The following is a 16,464-nucleotide window of genomic DNA, read 5'->3' as shown; positions in this document are numbered from 1 at the left end:
TGCACCCCCGTCAGGGAGGTTTGGTGATGGAACGTCGTCATTTCCTGCGCGCCTCGGTCCTCGGTGCGAGCACGATCGCCTTCTCCGGCAGTCTCTGGCAGGGAGCGGCTCTCGCCGCGCCGGCTCAGAACGCCCCCGGCCCGTACGGCCCCTTGGAAGCCGCGGATGCCAACGGCATTCGCCTGCCCGCCGGCTTCACCAGCCAAGTCATCGCCCGCTCCGGCCGGGCCGTCGCCGGCACGTCCTACACCTGGCACAACGCCCCCGACGGAGGCGCGTGCTTCGCCGACGGCCGCGGCTGGATCTACGTGTCCAACTCCGAGATCAACCCGGGCGGCGGCGCCTCGGCCATCCGCTTCGACGCCGCCGGCGCCGTCACTTCGGCCTACCGGATCCTGTCCGGCACCCGGACGAACTGCGCGGGCGGCAAGACCCCCTGGAACACGTGGTTGTCGTGCGAGGAGGTCAGCCGGGGCTTCGTCTACGAGACCTACCCCTTCGGCGGCGCCGCCGTGCGACGCCCGGCCATGGGCCGCTTCAAGCACGAGGCGGCCGCCGCCGACCCGGTCCGACGAGTGATCTACCTGACCGAAGACGAAACCAACGGCCGTTTCTACCGCTTCGTCCCCACGACCTGGGGGGACCTGTCATCGGGCACCCTGCAGGTCCTGATGGCGGGCTCCTCCACCTCAGGCTCCTTCACCTGGGCGGACGTCCCCGACTCCGACGGCTCGCCGACGGCCACACGCAGCCAGGTGTCGGGTTCGAAGTCCTTCAACGGCGGCGAGGGCTGCCACTACGCCAACGACACGGTCTGGTTCACCACAAAGGGGGACAACCGGGTGTGGCAGGTCAACCTGACGAGCAACACCTACGAACTCGCCTACGACGACAGGCTCGTCAGCCCGGGGACGCCGCCGCTCACCGGCGTCGACAACGTCACCGGCTCCTCCTTCGGCGACCTTTATGTGGCCGAGGACGGCGGCAACATGGAGATCTGCCTGATCACTCCCGATGACACGATCTCCCCGTTCCTGCGGATCAACGGCCAGGGCTCGTCGGAGATCACCGGGCCGGCCTTCAACCCCGCCGGCAACCGGCTCTACTTCTCCTCTCAGCGCGGCACCTCGGGATCGTCGTCCGGCGGAATCACCTACTGCGTGACCGGCCCGTTCCGCACCTGAGCCGGTCAGCCGTACGTTCGGGCGGCGTCACGCCCACTGTCGAGTTGCGGTAGCACCTCCGCTGCGATCAAATCCAGGTGATCGAGATCAGCGAAGTCGAGCAGGCGCAGATGCACGCGGGTGGCGCCGATCGCGGCGAACTCGCCAATCCGGTCGACGAGCTGGGCGGGTGAGCCGATCACCGGATCCTCCGGCGGCAGCGCACTCGGCACGTGCAACGGGGCCGCCCGGCGCCGGGCCTCCGCATCGTTGCGCCCGATCGCGACGACGATGCCGGCGGAGAGCACCAGCGGAGCACGGCCGTCGCGAGGCCGGCCGATCCGCTCCTGCGCCTCGACGACGCGCTCGAACGCCTCTGCGGTCTCCGGCACATTCCTGAACGGCAGATTGAACTCGTCCGCGTAGCGGGCCGCGAGCCGCGGGGTGCGCTTCGGTCCACGGCCGCCGATAATGATCGGCGGCCACGGCCGCTGCGTCGGCCTGGGCAAGGCAGGGGCGTCGACCAGCCGGTAGTTCTTGCCGTGGTGGCTGAACCGGCCGCCGGGCGGCGTGGCCCACAGCCCCGTGATGATGGCGAGCTGCTCCTCCAGCCGGTCGAAGCGCTCACCGACCGGGGGGAACGGGATGCCGTAGGCGGTGTGCTCCCGCTCGTACCAGCCCGTGCCGATGCCGAACTCCACCCGGCCGCCGCTCATCTGGTCCACCTGCGCGACGATCATCGCGAGGGGACCGGGCAGCCGGAAGGTCGCCGAGGAGACCAGCGTGCCCAGCCGGATCCGGGAGGTCTCCCTGGCCAGGCCGGCCAGAGTCACCCAAGCGTCCGTGGGACCGGGCAGGCCGCCCTCGAGCTCCATGGACCGGTAGTGGTCGGCGCGCAGGAAGCCCTCGAAGCCGCCGTCCTCGGCCAGCCGCGCCATCCGCAGCTGATCGTCGTAGGTGGCGCCGCGATGCGGCTCGGTGAAGACGCACACGCGCATGCTCACTGTCCCCTCTCCCGGGCCACCGCGGACGTGCCCCACCCCACCAGCAGCTCGTGCAAATCGGCGCTGCATCGTGCGACCTCTTCGAAATGGGCGTTGCGGCCCAGGGTCCGCGGGCGCGGGATGCGGATGTCGACCACCTCCCGGATTCGTCCCGGACGCGGGGTGAGAACCACCACCCGATCGGCCAGGAGCACCGCCTCATCGATGGAGTGGGTGACGAAGACGATGGTCAGCGCGTTTTCCATGTGCACGCGCTGCAACTCCACCGACAGTTCCTCACGCGTGATCGCGTCGAGCGCGGAGAACGGCTCGTCCATCAGCATCACCCGGGGGTTGCCGACCAGCGACCGGCAGAGGGCGACCCGCTGCTGCATGCCGCCGGACAGCTCGTGCGGCAGGCGCTTCTCGAAGCCGGCCAGCCCGGCCATCTCCAGAAGCCGCAGGGCGCGTTCACGATGCGCCGCCCGCCGCCAGCCGAAGATCTCCACCGGGAGCAGCACGTTGTCGATGACCGACCGCCAGGGCAGCAGCGCGGGCCGCTGGAAGAGCATCGCGATGTCGCGCCGTGCCTTGGTGACCTGCCGGTCGGCGACCGTGATCTCGCCTTCGGTCGGCGGTAATAAACCGGCGACAAGCCTCAGAAGTGTAGATTTACCGCATCCCGATCGGCCGACCAGAGCGACGAACTCGCCCTCGGCCACGGTCAGGTCGATGCCGCGCAGCGCCTCCACGATCCCGGATCGTCCACTGAAACTGCGGGAAACCCCAGCCAGCTCAATCATGCGCGCAGCTCTCCATCTGACTGCGGTTTTAATCCAGTCGAACCAGAGTATACGGATTGACAGGAAATGGAAGTCTTATGGCTTAGATGCCATTTGTTGTATTATTCACCGCGATTTCCATCTGAGGCTCAGGCATCTCGTACGCTGTCCGCGACAGCTGCCAAGCGACATCACCTCACCCATGGTCTCCCGGCTCCAGCCCCGGACGTCCCTTCGTAGGCCGATCGGCGTCGGATGAAAGGAAGCGGTGCATGAGCAGGCTCACCCGTACTGTCGCCACACTCGCCTTGACCTGCACATTCCTCATTGCTTGCAGCAATCCCGACAGTCAACAGCAGACATCGACTTCTAGCAATAAACCACTAGAAAAGGTGACTTATCTGACCTCGTTCGGCAACTTCGGGCGGGACGCGTACGCCTGGGTCGCTAAGGACAAGGGGTTCTTCCGCGAGGCCGGCCTTGACGTGGACATCAAGCCCGGAGGCGGTACGGGCGACAACATTGCGAAGATCGAGGCCGGAGCGGCGATGTTCACCCCGGTCGATCTCACCGGCCTCCTCTTGGCGCGTGGCAACGGCGGCGCCAAGAGCGTCGTCGTGGTGGCCGGAATCCAGCAGCGCACCATGGCCGCGCTCATCAGCCTTGAAGGCAACGGGATCGCCAAGCCGAAGGACCTGGAGGGCAAGACGCTGGCCGACAGCCCGGGATCGGTGGTGCGCAACCTCTTCCCCACCTACGCCAAGCTGGCCGGCGTCGACGCGACGAAGGTCACCTGGGTCAACGGCGCACCCGCGAACCTCATCGGCCTGCTGGCCAGCGGCACCGTGGCAGGCATCGGCCAGTTCGTGGTGGGCGAGCCGACGGTGGAGTCGGTGGCCAAGGGCAAGCAGGCGGTCGTGCTTCCCTACAGCGAGGTGATGAGTGATCTCTACGGCAACGTCTTGATCACCACGACCAAGATTGCCCAGGAGCAGCCGGACCTGGCCAAGCGTTTCATCGGGGCCCTGATGAAGGGGCTCGTCCACAGCATCGACAACCCTGACGAGGCCGGACAAATCCTGCAGAAGAACGTCCCGGCCTCGGCGCCCGCCCCCGCCGCCGCCGAACTCACCCTGATGAGTGCTTTCGTCCGGCCGGACGGCGCCGCCAACGTGGTCGGCACGATCGATACGAACCGGGTCGCCGGCAGTATCAAGCTTCTCCAGGACGCCGACGCCATGCCGGCCGGGCTCACCCCCGACCAGCTCATCAGCGCAAACCTGACGCCGAAGCCCTGACCGGACGAGGAGCACGTGACATGGCCGAGGCGGACGACACCCCACCCGCGAGACGTGTCGTTCCCCACGGGAGCGCGGCGGTCACGGCGGCAGGGTGGCCCGCTCTCGGGCTCACGGTCGCGATCGGCGGCTGGTGGCTGGTCACCTCGGCGTTCCCCCTCGTCCATCCAGCCGTGCTGCCACCACCCTCCGAGGTCCTGACCGCTTTCCAGGCGAAGTCGGCGGAGCTGATCAGCGGGCTGGCCATGACCACGCTCGAGACGGTGGCCGGCTTCCTCATCTCCGTGGTCGCAGGCGTGCTGATCGGTCTGCTCCTGGCCGCCTCGCGGGCGGCCGAGCGGATGTTCTCGCCCCTGCTGGTGGCGATCAACGCGGTGCCGAAGATTGCGCTCGGGCCGCTGCTGGTCGTCTCACTCGGCTGGGGGCAGCGGCCGATCCTGACCATGGTCTTCCTGCTCTCCTTCTTCCCGATCGTGCTCTCCACCGCGACCGGCCTGACCTCGACGCCCACCGAACTCGCCGAGCTGGCCCGATCTCTGGACGCCTCCCGCTGGCAGACCTTCCGCAAAGTACGGTTTCCGGCCGCGCTGCCGCACATCTTCGTCGGGCTGAAGGTCGCCATGCCGCTGGCCGCGATCGGCGCTGTGATCGGCGAGTTCCAGGCCGGCGAGGGCGGCCTTGGCTACCAGATCGTCCAGTACAGCGGCATCGCCGACAGCGCCACCGCCTGGGCGGCGATCACCCTGCTGGCCGCGATGAGCGTCGCGCTCTACTCCGCCCTGGTGCTGGTCGAGCGACTGGCGTTGCCCTGGGTACGGGAGACCACGTCGGAGCGCTGACGCTCTGCCCTCCATGTGAACCGCCAGGCGGCACACCCTTGACCAGACTTAAACAAGAATCCATGATAAGTGGCCATGCGACATCGAGCCATCTCCTTACTCTGCGTTACTCTGCTGCTCGCACCCTTCGCACCCTTCACGCCGGCGGCCATGGCCGGCCCGAACGCTGCGCAGCTATGGGTCGAGAGCCCGCAAAAGACCGTCTACCGCACGACGACGGTCCCCCAGAGCCGGAACACCTCCATCAACCTCGCGGCCGCCCGCGGTGAATACGAGAGCGCGCAGATCGCCGTGCGCGCGAAAGAACGGCTGCGTGTCGAGCGCGTCCGCTTCGGCGACCTGACCGCAGGTGGCAAGCAGCGGATCGCGAGGGCCAACCTGAGCTACCGCTTCGTCGCCTACAAGGACGACGGCAAAGTCGCGGCGAACCCGTTCTTCCCCGACCGCGAGGGCAACCTGCTCTATCCCGAGTCGCCCATGCCAGACCCACTGTCCAACGACCAGGCGACCTGGGTCGAGGCCGGCCAGACTCAGCCCGTCTTCGTGACCGGCTTCGTGCCGCGCGGCACGGCGCCCGGCACCTATCGCGGCACGGCGACGGTCGAGACGAGCCGGGGCGACTACTCGGTCCCGATCCAGCTCAGCGTCCACAACGCCGAGATCCCCACGATCGACAAGTCACCGTTCACCAACTACCACTGGACGATGACGAACGGTTTCACCTGGGACGGCTTCAGCTGGAACGGTGCCGCGACCGCCCAGGCCTACGACGTCGGCAAGTATTACTACGGCGTCGACACCTACAGCGACGCGTGGTTCGACCTCATGGACGAGTTCGCACGCAAGCTCGCCGAATATCGCACCAACATGGTCTGGCTCCGTACGGACCTGTTCCTGCAGTCCACCGGCACGGAGCTGTCGGAATTCGTCAAGGGAATCCCGGACGACATCGACTGGACGAACTTCGACCGCTACGTCGAGGCGTTCAAGCGGCACGGGATCACCAACTTCGCGAACCAGCATCTCATTCACGCGCTGAACAAGATGCCGGACAACGAAAAGCCCAGCGACAGCTGGAACACCAAGCTGCCGGACAGCCTGCCGGTCACCGACGCCTTCCTGACGAACTACCTGACCGCGCTGCACGAGCACCTGAAGAGCAAGGGCTGGACGAACGGCCTGACGTGGTATCAGCACATTCGCGACGAGCCCATCACCGCTGACCAGCGCAACCTCTGGACCTATGTCGCGCGCAAGATTCAGCAGATCAATGCCGATATCGGCGCCGATTTCCGCACCATGGACGCCGACCCCGATGGCATCCTGCTCGACGACAGAACCAAGCCCTATGTCGATACCTGGGTTCCGCTGACGCCGGCATTCGAGCACAAGAAGGCCGGCTACAAGGCACAGCAGGCCGCGGGTCAGGACCTGTGGGTCTACACGTGTGAGGTCAACACTCCCCCGTGGCTCAACCGGTTCTGGACGCAGCCGACGATGACCGGCCGCATGCTGTTCTGGGACCTCGAGCGCGAGGGTGTGCAGGGTCATCTGCACTGGGCGTGGAACGCGTGGTACGTGGGTCCCTGGAAGGGCGACTCCTACATCGTCTATCCCGACAAGGCCAACATGACGGTGAAGAGCAGCCTGCGGCTCGAGGCACATCGCGATGGCCTCGAGGACTACGAGCTCCTCAACATCCTGCGCAAGCGCAACCCGGTCCTGGCGCAGCAGATCGTCGACAGCGCGATCAGCCCGGAGGACCCGCGGCGCTACATGCTCGACCCGGCCTATCTCGACACTCTGCACAGCTACCTCGTGCGGGCGGCCGCCGGCGAAACCGTCGGCGCGATTCCCCAGCCCACAAGCCCCTATGAGGGGCAGGACGTCCCGAACACCTTCCTGCTCGACAGCACCGATGGCAGCATCGGCTACTCCGCCGGCTGGGCGCCGCGGCAGCGGCAGTCCGCCTACCTCGGCAGCGTCCACCTCAGCAAGACGGCCGGCGACAAGGCGACCTACGAGTTCGAGGGCACCGGTATCGACGCGTTCTTCGAGAAGAACACGACGACCGGAAAGGCGTCCGTGTCGGTCGACGGTGGGCCGGCGACGGTGATCGATCTCTACGAGGCGGTCCCCTACGACCGCGTCACCGCCTATCGAAAGACCGGGCTGGCACCGGGCAAGCACCGGATCGAGATCACCAACCTCGAGAACAAGGAGGTGCGGTTCGACGGATTCCGCGTGCATCTCGCGCCTGGGCAGCAGCACTTCGACGCGACGTTGAAGGACCTGAAGCTCACCAACGTCGCGGAATTCACCTTCGAGGGGCATCGCGGCGACTATGCGCTGCTCGTCAACCAGGGGGCGAGCACCGTCGCCCTGACCCCGACGCTGACCGACGCCGGCGGCACGATCACCGTCGACGGCGGCGCCGTCGCCAACGGTGCGACCGTCGACGTCAACGTGGCGAACGGCAAGAACAAGGTCGAGATCCGCACGTTGGCAAGCGATGGCAAGACCTCGAAGGCCTATGAGCTCACGCTCGTGAAGGGCGCGGTGAACACGGCGGAGGCCAACATCGCCCGCAGCTCTTCGGCGGTGTCGGCGTCGGCGGCCCGAGATGGCGATGGCGGCGTGCAATACGGCCCGCAGAAAATGGCCGACGGCGAATACGGCACGATGTTCGCCGCCAAGCAGGGCTACACCGACGCGAACCCGTTCCCGCACGAGATCGTGCTGGACTGGGACGATCCGAAGGCGTTCAACACGCTCGTGGTCGCGACCCGTGGTGGCATTCCGCAGGGCCTGACCGACGTCGACGTCGAGGTCTCGGCCAACGGCAGCGACTGGACGACCGCCGCGCGGGGCGTCGCGTTCCGGTGGACGCACGACGATGACGACGGAGTCATGGAGTATTCGGTCGCCGATCTTCCCGACTTGCAAGGCGTCAGGAAGCTGCGGTTGAAGATCAACGATGCGAACTACACCCGCTGGAGCATGTATGCCGTCTATGAGCTGGAGCTCTACAACCTGCCGGCGTTGCGTTCGGTGACCAGCAGCCAGACCAGGTAGCCGCCGATGAGGGCCCGTCGCCCCGGGTCAGGCGACGGGCCCTCATCGTCAAGAGGACGGCTTCGGGAGGGGAGCGTCGAAGTCGTAGAGGCGGGCGTCGACGCGATCGAGCGCGCGCCGTATGGCACCCAGGACCACAGCCTGCTCTCCCAGATCGGAGATCGCCACCGCGGGAGGTTCGAGGCAGAACGGGTCCAGGTGCCGCTGCACCGGCCCAAGCAGCACGTCGCCCGAGCGCGAGACGCCACCACCGAGCACCACCAGTTCGGGATCCACGGTCAGCACTAGGGCGGCGATGCCTTCCGCCAGGTCGCGCGCGTATTGCTCGACCGCCCACTGCGCGGCCGGCTCGCCGGACCTGGCCGCGGCGAAGACCTGGGCGGCGGCGTCCCGTGCCGGCGTGCCGGGCGGCAGGCCCTGGAACCCGGTGAGATGGACGGGCGCGCGGTGCCAGCCGAGCAGCGGCAGCGCGCCGATCTCGCCCGCGCCGCCCCTGGCGCCTTTGTGCAGCTTGCCGTTGACCAGGATGCCCGCGCCGGTGCGTACGCCGGCCAGCACGAACACCAGGTCGTCGACGCTGACTGCCTGGCCGCGCCAACGCTCGGCGAGCGCGGCGAGGTTGCAGTCGTTCTCCACCAGCACGGGGCAGCCGAAGTCGGCGCGCAGCTCGCCCGCCAGATCGACGCCGGTCCACTCGGGAAGGCCGACCGACAGCTTCACCACGCCCTCAGGGGTCACCACGCCGGTGGTGCCCACGCACACAGCGGCGATGCCGTCGGTGGTCAGCCCGCCGGCCTCCAGCGCGGCCGCGATCGCTGTCCTGAGTCCCGCCAGGCGCTCGGCGCGGCCGGCGGTGGAGGCGATCTGCTCGTCGTGCGCGGCCACGACCGTGCCCTCCAGATCGGCGACGCTGGCCCTGAGCGTGTACGAGCCGATGTCGATCCCGAGCACGTGGCCGCCCGTCGCGTGGAAGGCGAACAACCTGGCCGGCCGCCCCATCTGGCCGCTCTCCGGTGGCAGCTCCCTGAGCCAGCCCGCCGCCAGCAGCTCCTCGACCAGGCCCTCGACGGTCGGCCTGGAGAGGGCGGCCCGCTTGGCGAGGTCGGTCAGCCCGAGCGGCCCCTGCGAGCGCACCGTGCGGAGCGTCGTCACGAGATTGATCCGGCGAAGCCGCGAGGTGTCGCCACCACGGATTGTCACGCTGGCCCCCTTGACAGATACTGGCAGAGAGAAATAAAAACATCCTTCATTAGTAATGTACTACGCATAGGGGATGTGGATGGTCACTCTTGCCGTGATTGGGGCGGGCCTGCGAGGCACCGGTTACGCCAGGCTGGCCCGCGAAGGCGGGCTCGCCGAGGTCGTTGCCGTGGCCGAGCCCGACCAGGGCAGGCGGGCCGACTTCGCGGCCGAGCACGGCATCCCCGCTGAGCGGACCTTCGCCGACTGGCGGGACCTGCTGGCGGGCGAGCGGCTGGCCGACGCGGTGATCGTGGCCACGCAGGACCGCCTGCACCTCCAGCCCGCGGTACGAGCGGCCGAGCTGGGTTACCACATCCTGCTGGAGAAGCCGATGGCGCCGACGGAGGAGGACGCCGCGGCCATCGCCGAGGCCGCCGACCGCAACGGCGTGATCCTGGCGGTCTGCCATGTGCTGCGCTACGCGCCCTACACTAGGAGGCTCAAGGAGCTCCTGGACGAGGGCAGGATCGGCCAGATCATGAACATCCAGCACCTGGAGCAGGTCGGCTGGTGGCACCAGGCACACTCCTTCGTGCGAGGGAACTGGCGAAACGAGGCCGAGTCGGCCCCGATGCTACTCGCCAAGGCCTGCCATGACCTCGATTGGATCGTGCACATCAAGGGTGAGGTGCCCGAGCGGGTCTCCTCCTTCGGTAAGCTCGTCCACTTCACCAAGGAGAGCAGGCCGGCAGGGGCTGCCGACCGGTGCCTGGACTGCTCGATCGAACCCACCTGCCCCTACTCGGCCAGGCAGTTGTACATGGAGTGCCTCGCCGATCCGGACCGGCACATCTGGCCGCTCGGCGCGATCACCCGCGACTTCACCGAGGAGGGCGTGCTCACGGCGCTGCGTGAAGGCCCGTACGGCAGATGCGTCTACGCCTGCGACAACGACGTGGTCGACAGCCAGGTCGTGATCATGGAGTTCGCCGACGGCACGAGCGCCACTTGTACCATGACCGCGTTCGGCGCGCTCGAGCACAGGAAGACGAGGATCTTCGGCACGCACGGCTCCATCGAGTGCGACGGCGAGACGCTCCGCGTCCACGACTTCCTCACCGATGAGGTGTCGGTGATCGACGCCCTCGCCGGAGCGGACGCCTCGGCCGCCTCCGGGCACGGAGGGGGTGACGGAGCGCTGCTGGAGGCGTTCGTCGCCGCCGTCCGCGACAACAATCCGGGCTTGGTCTCGACCGACGCACAAGCCAGCCTCGCCACGCACCGGGTGGTCTGGGCCGCGGAACAAGCCAGGCACACCCGAACCGTCGTCTCGATAGGAAAGGCCCCCCACCATGCGTAAAATGACGGCTCTCCTCCTGATCGGTGCCCTCGGCCTGGCCGCCTGCGGCAAGAAGAACAGCGGCGAACCCGCCCAGCAGTCCCTGTCCTACCGCTCGTCCTGGGGCGCGGCGGAACCCCAGGCGAAGATCATCAAGACGATCCTCGACGATTTCGCCAAGGAGACCGGCACCAAGGTCGACCTGAAGTTCGTCGGCCGCACCGGCAACGAGAACCTCAACGCCGAGATGGCCTCCGGCCAGGGCCCCGACCTGTTCGACACCACCACCGGCGACATCGACACCCTGACCGCCCAGCAGATCATCGGCCCGCTGGACGACTTGGAGAACGCGCAGGTCCCCGGCGAGGGCAAGACGGTCAAGGAGGTGCTCCCCGAGCCGGTACGGCGGGCCTCCTCCGGCAAGAACGGCCTGGCCTACGTTCCGCACACGATCATCTCCACCGCCGTCTGGTACGACGCGGCCAAGCACCCCGGGCTGAACCCACAGACTTGGGAGGAGTTCATCGCCTTCCTCGATGAGTCCAAGAAGGCCGGCCGTACCCCGATCGGCCAGGACGGCACCATCGCCTTCTACAACGTCTACTGGTTCTACGCCCTGCTGGTGGGCGCCAACGGCGCGGGGAGCCTCGCCGAGCTGGCCAAGGACCCGGCCAACTGGGACAAACCCCAGGTGCTCGACACGGCGAAGAAGGTCGAGCAGCTCGCCCAGGGCGGCTACTTCCAGCGGGACTTCATGGCGACCAAGTTCCCCGCCGCGCAGAACGCCTGGGCGCAGGGCACCTACGACCTGAACCTCAACGGCACCTGGCTGGCCAGCGAGGTCCAGCCCCAGCTGGCTCCCGGCTTCAAGGTGGCCTCGTTCCAGATCCCCGCAGGCGGCAAGAGATCCATCGAGGTGGGAACCCTCGGCTGGGGCGTGAACGCCAAGGGCAAGAACGTCGAGACGGCCAAGAAGTTCCTGGCGTTCGCACTGCAGAAGAAGTACATGGAGCAGATCTCCACCGTGGCGCTGAACATCCCCTCGCGCGGTGACGTGCCCGCGCCCGCGCACATGGCCGACGTGCAGAAGGCGGTGCTGGAGGCCAAGGAGACGCACCTGAGCTACGACTACGCGGGTGCCGACAAGACCTGGTGGGGCGACATGTTCCTGCCGCTGAGCGACAAGCTGCTCTCCGGCAAGATCGACGCGACCACGTTCGTCCGCGAGGGCAAGAAGCGCACGGCCGAGCACCTGGCGAACGGGTGAAGACCTACGAACGGGCCTTCTGGCCCTTCCTGCTACCGGCTCTCCTCGTCTACACCCTGCTGTTCGTCGCGCCCTCGCTGTTCGGGATCTGGGTCAGTCTCACCAAATGGTCGGGACCCGGCTCGGAGATGACCTGGCGCGGGCTGGACAACTACGTGGCGCTGCTGCACAACGAGGTCTTCGCCACGTCCTTCACCAACACCTTCGTGATGGCCATCGTCGGCGGCGGCCTGATCTTCGGCTTCACCTTCCTCGCCATGGTCGTGCTCAGGCAGCTCAAGGGGCGGGCCTTCATCCGGGCCGTCGTCTTCCTGCCGATGGTCATCTCGATCATCGCGATCGGCGCGGCGGTGGGCTTCCTGCTCAACCCGGAGGGCGCGGTCAACACCGTGCTCGAGTGGTTCGGTCTGGACCCGCAGCCCTGGCTCGGCCCCGAGATGGTGCTGCGCTGCATCGTGGGTGGGCTGGTCTGGTCGAGCACCGGCTTCTACGTCGCGCTGATGATGTCGGCCGCCGACGCCATCCCGGCGCATGTGTATGAGGACGCCCAGCTCATCGGGGCCACCAAATGGGAGCAGTTCTGGCACATCACCTTGCCGTTGACCTGGGACGTCTTCGCCGTCTCCGCCGTACTCTGGGTGGTCGGCAGCCTGAAGATCTTCGACATCGTGCTGGCCTTCACCACCGCGGGCACCGCCGCCGCACCGCCGATCCCCGCCCGGACGATCGCAGTGCAGCAGTACATCGTGGTGAAGGGCGCCGGCCTGCCGGACCTCGGAAGCGCGGCGGCCATGGGCGTGATGACGCTGCTCGTGACGGCCGTGCTGATCGTGCTGACCCGGCGCATCACCAGGCGTGAGCGAGTGGAGCTGTCATGAGACGTCTGATCGGGGACATCCTGCTGCCCCGGGCCACGGCCGTCGCGCTGTGGGCCTGGGTGGCCTTCAACCTCGCCCTGATCGGGTGGGTGGGCATGCAGTCGCTGAAGGACTCGCGGGACGTGTGGCTGAATCCCTTCGCGCTGCCGGAGACCCCGCGATGGGACAACTTCAGCTCGGCGTGGCAGGCGGCAGAATTCTCCGCCGCGGCCTTGAACAGCGTGATGCTGACCGGGTTCGGCGCCGTGGTGATCGTGGCGGTGTCCGCCCCGGCCGCCTATGTGCTGGCACGCTCGAGCCGGCGCGTCGCCGGCCCCACGATCAGCTATTTCGCGATGGGGCTGAGCATCCCGCTGCAGACGATCCTGGTGCCGATCGTCGTGGTCAAGCTGTCGGTCTACACGTTCATGGAGGACTGGGTCACCGGCTGGTGGGACAACCGCATCACCTTGCTGGTCTTCCAGGTGGCGCTGTCGGTGCCCTTCGCGGTGTTCGTGCTCACCGGGTATATGCGCTCGCTGCCGCACGAGATCGAGGAGGCGGCCGAGATCGACGGCGCCGGCCCACTCCGCGCGTTCGTCCAGGTCATCATGCCCGTGGCCAGGCCGGGCCTGACCACCGTGCTGGTGCTCAACGTCATGGGCCTGTGGAACGAGACTCTGCTCGCCCTGCTGATCGCCCCCCTCCCCGAGGAACGCAACCTGCCTGCCGCCCTCCTCGGTTTGTACAGCAGCATGCAATACAGCTCTGACTGGGGCGGCATGTTCGCGGGCATCGTGATCCTGGTCTACCCCATGATCGTGCTCTACGTCTGGCTGGGCCGCCGCATCGTCGACGGCATGACGGCCGGCATCAGCAGGTGACCCGCCCCGTGCGGCTCGAAGCCCTGCTCACCGTGAGGATCGCGACGTCATCGCGCGGGGCCGCCCCCGTGAAGTGCCGCAGGTCGGCGTCCAGCGTCTCGGCGAGGTCGGCGGGCGGCGGCGCAAGGGCCCACCCGCGCAGGCGCTCCTCCAGCGGATAGAACGCGCCGCCGCGATCGCGGGCCTCGGTGACGCCGTCCGTGCACAGCAGCAGCGTCGCCCCCTCGGGAAAGGAGAACCGCGTGCCGCGGCGCGGCCCGGCCGCCAGCCCCGCCAGGCCGAGGGGGACGTCCGGCTCGCCGAGCTCCGCCTGGTAGGCGTCGCCGTCGTGGATGACGTACGGCGCGATGTGCCCGCAGTTGACCGCCTCCACCCCCAACGCCTGCCCGATGTCGAGCACCAAGGCGGTGACCATCCGCTCATGGTCGCCGGTCCGCGTGGCGAAGGCGTTCTGCCTGGCCACGGCCGACTCCATGGCGTCCACGACCCCGGCGAGCGTCTCCTCGCGGTATGCCGCCTCCCTGAAGGCCCCCAGCACGGCCAGCGCGGTGCCGATCGCCGGCAGCCCCTTGCCCTGCACGTCCGCGATCAGGATCCGGGTGCCGTACGGCGAGTCGGCCACCTCGTACATGTCGCCGCCCACCATCGCGTCCTCCTCTACCGGTTGATAGAGGCCGTCCACGACCACGTCACCGGTGCGCAGCGGCAGCGGGCGCACGATCTGCCGCTGCAGCGCGGCCGCCGCCGAGCGCAGCCGGCGCACCTCCTCCTCACGCCGCACCCGATACCGGCACCCGAGCACGGCCATCACGCCGAACACCGCCGTGAACCCGGTCGCCAGCAGATTGTCGTCCAGGCTCTCGCCCAGGTAGGCCAGGGTGCCCGCGATCACCAGCACCACCCACGCCGACGCGGCGGCCGTCTGCCGCACGGTGCCCAGCGCCGCGACGATCGCCGGCAGGAAGATCAGTAGCGGGGGCAGCCGCACGTCCGTCGCCGCGAACACGTCCAGCGCGACCACGGCCACGGTGACGCCCACGATCCCCGCTGCCAATACCGGCGTCGAGAGTGCGCGCCGGTCTCCGTCATCCTTCACGACCGTGATCGTGCCCAGACGGACCTCTCACGATGCCGCTATGCAGGCACGACAGGTGGATGACCTTGAACGGGAACGCCTGGCTCAGGCGCCGCGATGGACGACGTGCCCGCCGGTCACCGTGAGGCGTACCGGCGCCTCGGCGACTTCGTCAGGCGGCGACTCGACGGGGTCGAGCCCCAGCGCGGTCAGGTCGGCCCGGAACCCTTCGGCGATGCGGCCGGCGACGGCGGCCTCGCCGGCGGCGAGCGCCGCGTGTGTGGTGCAGCCTTCCAGGGCCTGAAGGCCCGAGAGTCCCGGCCGCGAGGAGGCCGCGCCCCGGGGCGTGCGTGCGGTCGCGAGGACGGCGCGCGCGTCGTAGGGGGCGATGGGCCAGTCCGAGCCGAGCGCGACGACCGCGCCGGCATCGCGAAGGTCCCGCATGCGCCAGGCCCGGGAGGCGCGCGCCTCCCCCAGCCGGATGGACCATTCGTCGGACCGGTCGGCGCGGGTGTAGCCGGTGTGCGGTGGCTGCAGGGAGGCGATGACGCCCAGGCGGGCGAATCGTGCCACCGTGTCGTCGGGCACCGATTCGATGTGCTCCACGCGATGGGCGAGGCGTCCACCGGGCCCGAGCGATTCGACGGTGTCGAGAACGTGGCGCACGGCCGCGTCCCCGATCGCGTGGGTGGCCGTCCGCACCCCGGCGCGGTGCAGGAAGCGCACGGCGTGGCTGTAGGCGGCGGGGTCGGGCCAGAACGCTTCGGTGCCCTGTCCGTGGCAGTCCGGATGCTCCAGCCACGCTGTGCCGCCCTCCACTGTGCCGTCCATGAAGAACTTCACCCCGCCGACCCGCCAGTGCCGTCCCCTGCGGCTCTGCAGCGCGACGAGCTCCTCCAGGGCTTCGCCGCCGTCGCCGGGCATGCACCAGGGGGCGAAGCGCAGCCGCAGCGGCAGGACGCTCTCCTGCGCCATGGCGTCGACCAGGCCGAGGTCGCCGAGGTCCATGACGTGGGCCCCGGTCAGTCCGGTGGCGGCCATGGCGGACAGCAGCTCGAGCAGGCGGACGCGCCGCTCCGCGGGCGACGGCTTGGGCATGACGGCCGTGACCAGGTCCATCGCTGCGTGCTCGATGAGATGTCCGGTCAGCCGTCCGCCGGCGTCGGTGGCGATGTGCGAGCGCTGGGCGAACGCCCGGGGGCCGGTGATGTCCGCCGCCTTGAGCGCGGCCGCGGTGACGAGGGCCGAGTGGCCGTCGTACAGGCGCAGAAAGGCAGGGGCACCGTCCAGGACGTCCTCCACCAGCGCGCGGTCGATGGGCCGGCCGCCGAAGACGTTGTGGTCCAGGGCGAAGCCGACGACCCAGCCGTCGGTTCGCTCTGCCCCGGTGAGCGCCGCCCGTAGCCCGTCGAGGTCGCGGACCTCGGTCAGGTCGAGACCGGTGGCCATCTCGAGCCCCCACACGGGATGGCTGTGGCTGTCGACCAGGCCGGGCACCAGCCAGGCGCCGGCCAGGTCCACGATCTCCGTGCCGGGTCCGCGCCAGGGGGCCACGTCCCCCGCGTCACCGACGGCGGCGATCAGCCCGTCGCGTACGGCGACCGCGGAGGCATACGGACGCCCGGGGTCGAGGGTGCGGACGCGGGCGCCGGTGATGACGAGGTCGGCGGTGGACATGCGGGGAGAGTCTCCTTGGCTGGTCGCGGGGATGTTGGCCGAG

The 16,464-nt window shown here is 68.6% G+C and carries 13 protein-coding genes; 8 read left to right on the top strand and 5 right to left on the bottom strand.

Translation table 11 applies throughout. The features are described 5' to 3' along the window. Positions 1-26 precede the first annotated feature (26 nt). A complete protein-coding gene (locus OHA25_RS24660; RefSeq protein ID WP_327589866.1) occupies positions 27-1,184 on the top strand; it encodes an alkaline phosphatase PhoX in 1,158 nt (385 codons plus the stop codon). A 5-nt stretch (positions 1,185-1,189) separates the two neighbouring features. On the opposite strand, the gene OHA25_RS24655 is transcribed toward OHA25_RS24660, so the two are convergent. Then, positions 1,190-2,161 (bottom strand): LLM class F420-dependent oxidoreductase, encoded by a 972-nt coding sequence (locus OHA25_RS24655; protein WP_327591038.1) that lies wholly within the window; start codon positions 2,159-2,161, stop codon positions 1,190-1,192. Positions 2,162-2,163: 2 nt separating this feature from the next. Beyond that, positions 2,164-2,949 (bottom strand): ABC transporter ATP-binding protein, encoded by a 786-nt coding sequence (locus tag OHA25_RS24650; RefSeq protein ID WP_327589865.1) that lies wholly within the window; start codon positions 2,947-2,949, stop codon positions 2,164-2,166. Between the two features lie 251 nt (positions 2,950-3,200). On the opposite strand from OHA25_RS24650, the gene OHA25_RS24645 reads away from it, so the two are divergent. From OHA25_RS24645 to OHA25_RS24635, 3 genes are all read left to right on the top strand, one after another. Continuing rightward, complete coding sequence (locus tag OHA25_RS24645) at positions 3,201-4,226, top strand: ABC transporter substrate-binding protein (RefSeq protein WP_327589864.1); 1,026 nt, start codon at positions 3,201-3,203, stop codon at positions 4,224-4,226. Between the two features lie 20 nt (positions 4,227-4,246). Next, the gene (locus OHA25_RS24640) at positions 4,247-5,065 is read left to right on the top strand and encodes an ABC transporter permease (protein ID WP_327589863.1); all 819 of its coding nucleotides are present in this window, start codon (positions 4,247-4,249) and stop codon (positions 5,063-5,065) included. A 75-nt stretch (positions 5,066-5,140) separates the two neighbouring features. Continuing rightward, entirely contained in the window at positions 5,141-8,140 is a 3,000-nt protein-coding gene (locus OHA25_RS24635) for a glycoside hydrolase domain-containing protein (protein WP_327589862.1), read from the top strand. A 48-nt stretch (positions 8,141-8,188) separates the two neighbouring features. Here OHA25_RS24635 and OHA25_RS24630 read toward each other — a convergent pair whose 3' ends face one another. After that, positions 8,189-9,340 (bottom strand): ROK family transcriptional regulator, encoded by a 1,152-nt coding sequence (locus OHA25_RS24630; RefSeq protein ID WP_327589861.1) that lies wholly within the window; start codon positions 9,338-9,340, stop codon positions 8,189-8,191. A gap of 79 nt (positions 9,341-9,419) precedes the next feature. On the opposite strand from OHA25_RS24630, the gene OHA25_RS24625 reads away from it, so the two are divergent. Genes OHA25_RS24625 through OHA25_RS24610 form a run of 4 tightly spaced genes read left to right on the top strand, consistent with a single transcriptional unit; the run spans position 9,420 to position 13,669 of the window. Next, entirely contained in the window at positions 9,420-10,682 is a 1,263-nt protein-coding gene (locus OHA25_RS24625; protein ID WP_327589860.1) for a Gfo/Idh/MocA family protein, read from the top strand. Between the two features lies 1 nt (position 10,683). Beyond that, on the top strand, positions 10,684-11,928 hold the full coding sequence (locus tag OHA25_RS24620) for an ABC transporter substrate-binding protein (RefSeq protein ID WP_327589859.1): 1,245 nt from the start codon (positions 10,684-10,686) through the stop codon (positions 11,926-11,928). Continuing rightward, positions 11,925-12,806, top strand: coding sequence for a carbohydrate ABC transporter permease (locus tag OHA25_RS24615; protein ID WP_327589858.1), 882 nt, complete (start codon positions 11,925-11,927; stop codon positions 12,804-12,806). The genes OHA25_RS24620 and OHA25_RS24615 overlap by 4 nt, the downstream gene beginning before the upstream one ends. Further along, positions 12,803-13,669, top strand: a complete 867-nt coding sequence (locus OHA25_RS24610; protein WP_327589857.1) for a carbohydrate ABC transporter permease — start codon at positions 12,803-12,805, stop codon at positions 13,667-13,669. Before OHA25_RS24615 ends, OHA25_RS24610 begins: the two co-directional genes overlap by 4 nt. Here OHA25_RS24610 and OHA25_RS24605 read toward each other — a convergent pair. Both OHA25_RS24605 and OHA25_RS24600 read right to left on the bottom strand, forming a co-directional pair. Next, positions 13,659-14,765, bottom strand: coding sequence for a PP2C family protein-serine/threonine phosphatase (locus OHA25_RS24605; protein WP_327589856.1), 1,107 nt, complete (start codon positions 14,763-14,765; stop codon positions 13,659-13,661). The two genes, OHA25_RS24610 and OHA25_RS24605, sit on opposite strands and share 11 nt — an antisense overlap. Positions 14,766-14,849: 84 nt before the next feature. Continuing rightward, positions 14,850-16,421, bottom strand: a complete 1,572-nt coding sequence (locus OHA25_RS24600; protein WP_327589855.1) for an amidohydrolase — start codon at positions 16,419-16,421, stop codon at positions 14,850-14,852. Positions 16,422-16,464: the final 43 nt, after the last annotated feature.

It is taken from the genome of Nonomuraea sp. NBC_00507 (assembly GCF_036013525.1).
Classification (GTDB): Bacteria; Actinomycetota; Actinomycetes; order Streptosporangiales; family Streptosporangiaceae; genus Nonomuraea.
The sequence above is the reverse complement of the archived record's forward strand: the minus strand, read 5'-3'. Positions and strand labels throughout refer to the sequence as shown.